This is a genomic window from Shewanella sp. S1-49-MNA-CIBAN-0167, from assembly GCF_040310145.1.
GTDB classification, from domain to species: domain Bacteria; phylum Pseudomonadota; class Gammaproteobacteria; order Enterobacterales; family Shewanellaceae; genus Shewanella; species Shewanella psychromarinicola.
The window spans coordinates 1-8,201 of sequence record NZ_JBEOPO010000073.1; the positions used below are offsets into that span (position 1 = coordinate 1).

General features: G+C 40.4%; 7 protein-coding genes and 1 rRNA gene. 3 read left to right on the top strand and 5 right to left on the bottom strand.

Annotation, left to right across the window (positions count from 1 at the left end; all coding sequences use genetic code 11):
• Positions 1-107: 107 nt before the first annotated feature.
• From mnmH to AAEZ00_RS20190, 3 genes are all read right to left on the bottom strand, one after another.
• Entirely contained in the window at positions 108-1,208 is a 1,101-nt protein-coding gene (mnmH, locus tag AAEZ00_RS20180) for a tRNA 2-selenouridine(34) synthase MnmH (protein WP_124012996.1), read from the bottom strand.
• Positions 1,208-2,263, bottom strand: coding sequence for a selenide, water dikinase SelD (gene selD / locus AAEZ00_RS20185; RefSeq protein WP_124012997.1), 1,056 nt, complete (start codon positions 2,261-2,263; stop codon positions 1,208-1,210). Before selD ends, mnmH begins: the two co-directional genes overlap by 1 nt.
• A gap of 747 nt (positions 2,264-3,010) precedes the next feature.
• Entirely contained in the window at positions 3,011-4,120 is a 1,110-nt protein-coding gene (locus tag AAEZ00_RS20190; protein ID WP_101033666.1) for an acyl-CoA desaturase, read from the bottom strand.
• A gap of 156 nt (positions 4,121-4,276) precedes the next feature.
• On the opposite strand from AAEZ00_RS20190, the gene fabR reads away from it, so the two are divergent.
• The gene (gene fabR / locus AAEZ00_RS20195) at positions 4,277-4,894 is read left to right on the top strand and encodes an HTH-type transcriptional repressor FabR (protein ID WP_101033668.1); all 618 of its coding nucleotides are present in this window, start codon (positions 4,277-4,279) and stop codon (positions 4,892-4,894) included.
• A 64-nt stretch (positions 4,895-4,958) separates the two neighbouring features.
• On the opposite strand, the gene trmA is transcribed toward fabR, so the two are convergent.
• Positions 4,959-6,056, bottom strand: a complete 1,098-nt coding sequence (trmA, locus tag AAEZ00_RS20200) for a tRNA (uridine(54)-C5)-methyltransferase TrmA (RefSeq protein ID WP_351077755.1) — start codon at positions 6,054-6,056, stop codon at positions 4,959-4,961.
• A 129-nt stretch (positions 6,057-6,185) separates the two neighbouring features.
• Between trmA and murI the strand changes: the two genes are divergently transcribed.
• Positions 6,186-6,965, top strand: a complete 780-nt coding sequence (gene murI / locus AAEZ00_RS20205; protein ID WP_101033673.1) for a glutamate racemase — start codon at positions 6,186-6,188, stop codon at positions 6,963-6,965.
• A 42-nt stretch (positions 6,966-7,007) separates the two neighbouring features.
• On the opposite strand, the gene AAEZ00_RS20210 is transcribed toward murI, so the two are convergent.
• Positions 7,008-7,451: an RNA recognition motif domain-containing protein gene (locus AAEZ00_RS20210; protein WP_101033675.1), complete on the bottom strand. Its 444-nt coding sequence runs from the start codon at positions 7,449-7,451 to the stop codon at positions 7,008-7,010.
• Positions 7,452-8,139: 688 nt separating this feature from the next.
• Between AAEZ00_RS20210 and AAEZ00_RS20215 the strand changes: the two genes are divergently transcribed.
• Positions 8,140-8,201 (top strand): 16S ribosomal RNA (locus AAEZ00_RS20215); the annotation flags it as partial.

The following is an 8,201-nucleotide window of genomic DNA, read 5'->3' on the forward strand; positions in this document are numbered from 1 at the left end:
AAATCCCCACCAGAATACTGGTAGGGATTATCTTTCATCTGCAGGATCGGTCAAGTGCTCTTAAACGATCGGCATTGCTCATCTAGAGGGCATTTTTTTGAAATGACTTATGACTTGTGAGTATCTAGCCATTGGTGTATCGCTTGCCTACTCCCTTGGAAGACAACCCTGTCATTTTTCTTTTCAAGTTGGTATTGGTACATCGGGTCATAGTAAATATCGAGTAACAGGTTTATCCAGTCTAGATGTTTACTGGTATCATTTTGGCTTTGTTGTACCTCAAGTGCATCGTCAACCAAGTCCTGTAATTGCTGATGTTGTTTACCGCCTAAGCGTTTACGGATCCCCAATAAACTTTGAGTCAAATAAGCTCTAAATGCATCAAAACCATCATGCTCACCAAAGTGAGACACATAATCAGCGAGTTTTTGTTCAACATAATCATTCAATAAACGCGGTAAACGCGCATCTAATGGTTCATCGAGAACGATAATATCCGCTTGTTGCATGGCGTTGTAAAAATGATGAGGCAGGGCTGACCTGCCTATAAGCATACTTTCATCTTCTAACAGTAAATGGCTATGTTGCTGTTGTTGATGCTTCAGTAATGCCACACCTAAGTTATTTTCGAAGTTAATTTGACTGGGTTGTGGATCGATATTTTTGCCAAAGCTTGATCCCCGATGATTGGCAATGCCTTCAAGATCGACGGACTCATCACGTTGGTTGATAACTTCCGTTTTACCACTGCCTGTTATGCCACTTAAAATGAGCACTTTAGATTGATTGGGTGCCTGCTCGATAGTATTGATTAAAAAATTACGCATGGCTTTATAACCCCCTTCAATATATGGGATATTTATGCCAGATTCTTTAATCCATTGCTGTGATAACGTTGAACGTAAACCACCACGAAAACAATATAAATAACTATCAGGATGTTGTGACAACTGAGCGAGCCAAGCATCTATACGTTGTTGCTTAACGGGACCATTTACTAACCTATGACCTAACGCTATGGCAGCATCTTGGCCATTTTGTTTATAACATGTTCCTACTTTTTGGCGTTCACTATCTTGCATTAACGGTAAATTAATCGAGTGACTAAATGCACCTTTGGAAAATTCAATGGGTGCTCTGACATCTATTAACGGACGATTTTCTAATAATAGTCTGCCATATTCTGAGCTGGGAATGACGTCACTCATTAGCTTAATTCCATAAGGATATCGTATCCGTCAGCGCGAGGTTCATATTCATGGAGGGTACCGATACAAGTTGCGGCAATACCATTGGTTTCCAATAATACTTTCAGTTCATTTTCAGCCTCTGCACTCACAGAAACTAACAATCCGCCGCTGGTTTGTGGATCGCAGATAATGGCTTTCTGTTCATCGGTTAATGGCGGTAAATACTCGCTATAACTGTCAAAATTACGATGGGTACCGCCTGGGATACAACCTTGAGCGAGGTAATCACTGACTTTGGGTAACAAAGGAACTTGGGATAATATTAAATTCGCTTTAAGTTTTGCACCTTGGCACACTTCAATTAAGTGGCCAGCCAGTCCAAAACCAGTGACGTCAGTTAAGGCATTAACGCCAACAATTTTAGCGATATCAATACCAATCGTGTTGAGCTGACACATCGCATTAGGTGCAATTTGACTGTCTTCATCACGCAGTTTCTTTTGTTTCTGCGCAGTGGTAAGAATGCCAATTCCAATCGGTTTGGTGATATATAGGCGATCGTTAGCTTTAGCGGTGTTATTTTTCTTTACTTGCTCGAGCGGGATTTGTCCTGTCACGGCTAAACCAAAAATAGGTTCTGGGGCATCAATACTGTGACCGCCAGCCAGCATAATACCAGCATCGGCACAGGCTTGACGTCCACCATCAACCACTTTTTGGGCTATTTCTGCTGCTAATAGATTGATTGGCCAACCTAAAATAGCAATCGCCATAATAGGCGTTCCCCCCATGGCATATATGTCGCTAATGGCATTGGTTGCTGCAATTCGGCCAAAGGTAAATGGGTCATCCACAATGGGCATAAAAAAGTCAGTGGTACTGATAATGCCAGTTTGTTCATTCAGCTTATAGACGGCTGCATCGTCACGTGTTTGATTACCGACTAATAAGTTAGGATCAGTAAACACAGGGAGTTGTGACGCAAGAATGGTACTTAATACTTTTGGGGAAATTTTACAGCCGCAGCCTGCGCCATGGCTATATTCGGTGAGCTTAATTGTTTGATCAGGCATGGTAGTTGATTTATCGCTGGCGTATTGAGCAGCAATTATAATGTTTCTCAGTAAGAATATCTTGTATTTTACTCTGTCATTAACGTGACAGTGTCGAGAGTCGAGAATAAAAGATAATTATGAGCATTATTTTTATTTTGGTTGCGGCTAGTTTTTTAACCAATAGAGACCATATGACGGAGAGCCGACTATCGTGGTAAGGCGCAAAGAGCATACACATGAACACATAAAAAAAATGGCGAGCGATGGTGATGACCCATTTAAAGCCGAGAACATCGATAAGCTAAGATTAATAAAATTGGCGAGTCAAATAGGTTAGGTATCAAGTACTTTGATTCATATATTGAGAAGCTACCACGATTTATTATTAGCGGTATCTGAACAGTCATTAGCGCAGTTAGCCACAACATTAACGTTAAAGATGAGTGATAATACACTGTTGAATACTCAGCAGACGGCGATACTATCCTGTTAGCCTCTGGAGTGAGGGGGTTAACTTTAGCCACAAGGGCGGGTACTTACCACTTTCCCTAAGGATTTTTGGTCTAAAGTGGCGCTGAGCATTGCCCCTTTTTCGATGGCAGTCAGACCAACTGCCAAATGTTGTAACAGCAAGTGCGCCCAACAATTTACCAAACCTCAACATGGGTTAAGAGCTGAGATTAATTAACTTTTTACTCGAACTCGTTGAGATTACTTAAAAAAAAGGTCACGCTATACGTAACCTTTTTTTATGCTATTTACGTATTATGACGTATAAGCAGCCGTTAAGCTTTTCCAATTACGTTGTTGTTCAAGAAATTGGTTACGCAATAATTGTACTTGTTGTTTCAGATTGTGATCTGTAAGTTGCTTGCGTTTCGCCTCTAACAAGCTCTTTTTCGCTTGATAATAGTCGACTAAGTGTTGCTTCATCAGCTCATACTCTGCTTGAAATTTTTCGATTATTTCATCGCAGTTAGGTAAGTGCGCAACCTGATTCTGTGCTTGTAAAAGTTGCATCTGCAAACGTGCACTTTCAATGCGCTCTTGTGGCACTTTACGTAAATCACTGGCTAAACCAAACCAGTTCATTAGCTTGATTAACCATTTAGTTGGATCGTAGTCCCACCATTTTATTCCATTGCGGTAATCATTTTCGAAAATATGATGGAAGTTGTGATAACCCTCGCCATATGTCAGCAATGCTAAAAATGCATTATCTTTAGCGGTATTTTTATCTGTGTACGGTTGTTTGCCCCAGAGATGAGCCAATGAGTTTATGAAGAACGTACAGTGATGTACTACCACTAGACGCAATAAACCTGCCATAAGTACCATTGATAAAATATCGCCATTCAACCAGCCTATAAATGCTGGTAAACCTATATTCATTAAAATCACTAAGGCTAAGTAGTGCTTGTGTTGCCACATAACGATACGATCATTTTGTAAATCGCGGACGTTATTATAGTTACTATAGCGGCTTGCTTGATACTCGCGCAGCATCCAACCTATGTGGCTGTACCAAAATCCCATTTTGGCTGAATACGGATCTTTATCATTATTATCAACATGTTTGTGATGAACGCGGTGATCACTACACCAATGTAATGCACTGTTCTGTAGTGCTAACGCTCCGCCTAGTGCGTATAAAAAACGAACCGATGAGTGAGCTTTATAAGCTTTATGTGACCATAATCTGTGGTAACCCGCAGTAATCGATAGACCACTTGCGTAAGCGAAAATAACAAATGCAATCCATTCAATGCCATCAAAGCCATGGGTAAAACCACGCCAAGGGATTAACACCAGAGCACCAATAAAAGTAATGGCAAATAACAGGGTATTAAGCCAAATGATTGGAGGTTTTTTCATTTAGTAGGGTTCCAATAATAGGGATAAATAAGTTGAGCGTACAATTGTACGCTAATTTAACGTACAGAACTAGTCATGGTCAAGCTTAACAGGGCTGTGTTTCTGTTGTAAAAACGGTATTATCTGTGAATTAATATTGACTGAATGGATTAGTAAATGGGCGTAAGAGCACAACAAAAGGAAAAAACCCGCCGTGCATTAGTTGATGCTGCATTTAATCAACTCAGTGCCGAGCGTAGCTTTTCTAGCTTAAGTTTACGTGAAGTTGCACGTGAAGCTGGTATTGCGCCCACATCATTCTATCGCCATTTTAAAGATATGAACGAGCTTGGCTTAACCATGGTCGATGAAGGCGGATTAACCTTACGTCAAATGATGCGTAAAGGTCGTCAACGCGCAGAAGCCGGTGGTAGCGTGATCCGTATTTCTGTTGACACTTTTATGGAAGTGTTGGAATCAAACCCTAACGTATTTCGAATACTGTTACATGAACGTTCAGGTACCTCTGCCGCATTTAGAGCTGCAGTTGAGCGCGAAATTGAACACTTTATCTCTGAACTTGCTCATTACACTGAAGCACAAGCTAACCGCACACCTGTGTTAGCGCGCGCTCAAGCTGAAGCGCTGGTTATTTTGGTATTTAATGCGGGAGCATCGGCGTTGGATTCAAAACGTAGCGAACGTAGAGCGTTGGCCGACCAATTAGTATTGCAACTGCGGATGGTCGCTACTGGTGCTGAAGCGTTACAACATAAAATGGATAATAGAGCCTAATCAACTGCCTTTATAAACAAACAGTACGCTAATCATTAGCGCCCTGTTTGTTAGTTAATCTGCATTACTTACGTTCTAGTAATACGCCTGATTCCATGTGGTCTGTATAGGGGAATTGGTCAAATAGCGCAAAGCGAGTGATTTTATGTGTTTGGCCTAAGGTTAACAAATTGTCATTCAGTGTTTCTGGATTGCATGAAATATACAAAATCCGCTCATAACCTTGTATAAGCTTTAATGTTTCAGGGTCAATGCCTGCACGAGGCGGGTCAACAAAGATAGTATTGCAATCGTAACTGTCTAAGTCGATGCCTTCTAAACGTCTAAATTGACGCTTTTTCGCCATCGCATCACTAAAGTCTTCAGCAGACATACGAATAATTTGGACATTATTGACTTTATTAATATCGATATTGTACTGAGCGGCATCAACTGAAGGCTTGGCCAGTTCGGTTGCTAAAACGCGATTGAAATTTTGTGCCAATGCAATAGTAAAATTGCCGTTGCCACAGTACAATTCAAGTAAATCTCCTTGGCTGTTTTTAGTTGCATCAACGGCCCATTCTAACATTTTTACGGATACTTTAGCATTGGGCTGGGTAAAGCTATTTTCTATCTGCTTATAATGTAATCGTTGAGCGTTTACTGTAAGTGTTTCGGTAACATAGTCTTTATCTAAATCGATTTTCTGTTTGCGTGCTCGGCCAATAATACTGACATTAAATTGAGCAGATAATTTTGCCTTTAATTGAGTCGCATGTTCGCGCCATTCTTCATCAAGCTGACGGTGATATAACAAAGAGACCAATATCTCGCCACTTAACGTCGATAAAAAGTCAATTTGAAACAGCCTATAGCGTAACGCAGGATTGGGAGTTAATTCGGTGATTAATGCAGCCATCATTTGATTAATCATCAACCCCGCTGGCAAATATTGATCGCAACGCACTTTAGCATTCAATGCTTTATCAAACATGTAGTAATATAAGTCATCACCTTCATGCCACATTCTAAACTCAGCACGCATGCGATAATGCATAGGCTCAGAAGCAAAGACTTCAAGCTTTGGTGGATTGAAATCGGCAAAGGCCTGTTCTAGCTTGATGCGCTTTTGTTGTAATTGTGCATCGTAGTTTTTAGGATCCATTGCAGCTAAATTCATATCGACCACCTAAGACTGTAAAAAAGGGCGCAAATAGTATACTAAATGACGCTGATGTCTAGTATTACGCGCCTAAGTATAAAATGACATGACGATTAAAACTGAGCATATTCATATTTGGAGCCCCTATTGTCTGGACCTATTTTAGTATTTGATTCTGGTATCGGCGGATTGTCGGTCATGAATGAAATTAGAAAACAGCTGCCACAGCATGATTATTGCTATTTATTTGATAATGCCCGCTTGCCCTATGGCAACTTATCAGAGCAAGAGTTAATAGCTGGATGTGTTGCTCTGATCACCCATCATGCTCGACGTGTTAATGCCAGTATCGTGGTTGTTGCCTGCAATACCGCCAGTACTTTGGTATTGCCGCTATTACGCCAACAATTAACAATTCCTATCGTGGGTGTTGTTCCTGCCATAAAACCTGCTGCGATGTTATCGAAGAAAAAGCACATTGGTTTATTGGCTACGCCGGGCACAGTGAAACGAGATTACACTCAAGCGCTGATCAATCAGTTTGCTGGAAACTGCAAGGTCGAATTATTTGGTACGTCAGATTTAGTGTTACTTGCTGAGCAACATGTGGCGCGTCAGCAAATCGATAGAAATAAACTGAACGATATCTTATTTCCCATAGCGGCATCTAATATTGATGTACTGGTACTGGGCTGTACCCATTTCCCAATGATAGCGTCAGAAATTAGTTATTATCTTGGTGGCGGCGTAACACTATTAGATTCTGGGGAAGCAGTAGCAAAGCGAGTTAGGTTTTTACTGAGCAGAGACAATGATGGAAGTAAACAATTACAAGCGTGTTATACCAAGGATATTAGCGAAGGGCTTAAAGCAACATTAGTCGATTATGGTTTTGGTGATTTTTCGCTGGTAACCATAACCGACTAACAACACTGTTTAAATAGTGCTAAGAATCCTGCTCAATAACGATTAGCTATTTTCTGTATCAGATTCTTGTGATTTAGCTTCTCTTACCTTTAACGTGCGTTCTTGAAAGCTGTAGTCGTTTAATTTCGACATTGCCTTCTGTGCTCCCGCTTCAGACATCTCAACAAACCCAAATCCTTTACGGCGTCCTGTTTTACGGTCTCGTACTAGACGAACGGAGTTAACCGGTCCGTACTCACCGAACAATGCTTTTACTTCTCCCTCATGAACACGATAAGGCAAGTTGCCAACATACAGTGTCATAGTGGGACCTACATACGGTTCCTCTGTAGAATTTGAACCACTAGATGGCATAAAGGTGAAAATTAACGTCGCAACGACTACACCAGCAATAAACGCTACCGAAGATGGTGTGCCGCCAAACTGAGAAAAAACAAAAGCGCCAAGAAGCGCCGCAATCAAAACAATCACGAATGATTTCTGCATAAAATAATCTCTAATGAATAAAAAAATGATAAATAACTGTTAAATACTATTACATACTAATTAAAAATTACCAGATAAACCAGAGTACTGTTGAAAAATTGAGCTTGAAATCAACTTAAATATCAAAAATAAGTGTTTTGTGATTTAGGTGAAGACGGTTCTTTGAACAAAAAAGTTAAAAAAGAATCGATCTGACCAAAAGTTCGACATTCAAAACATTTCATCAATAAAAGCGCTTGCACTAAATCTCAAGCTGCCTATAATGCGCATCCACTGACACGGCATACAGCGAAAGCAGAAACCGGTTAGCGTTATTTACAACTACTTAATAGTGTTGATAACAGGCAAAAAGAAGTTTGAAAAAACACTTGACGCCATAAAGGGAATGCGTAAAATACGCATCCCAAGCCAATGACCTAGCGTCTTACGGCGATGCATGAAAGATAGCATCAACGCTCTTTAACAATTTATCAAGTAATCTGTGTGGACATTCACAGTTATTGAGTTATTCGAAATTGTCTTCTGTTCTTCGGAATGTTGGCAATCAAAAAATTTCAACTCAATGCAACGATGAATGTTCATAGTAATATGTACAAAGACTTAAGCAACTTCGGTTGGTTAAGCAATCAGAATTCATTGAGCCGAAAGCTTCGTTCTTACTTGTAAGAGTGGAGTTTTCAAAAAACTTTAATTGAAGAGTTTGATCATGGCTCAGATTGAACGCTGGCGGCAGGCCTAACACATGCAAGT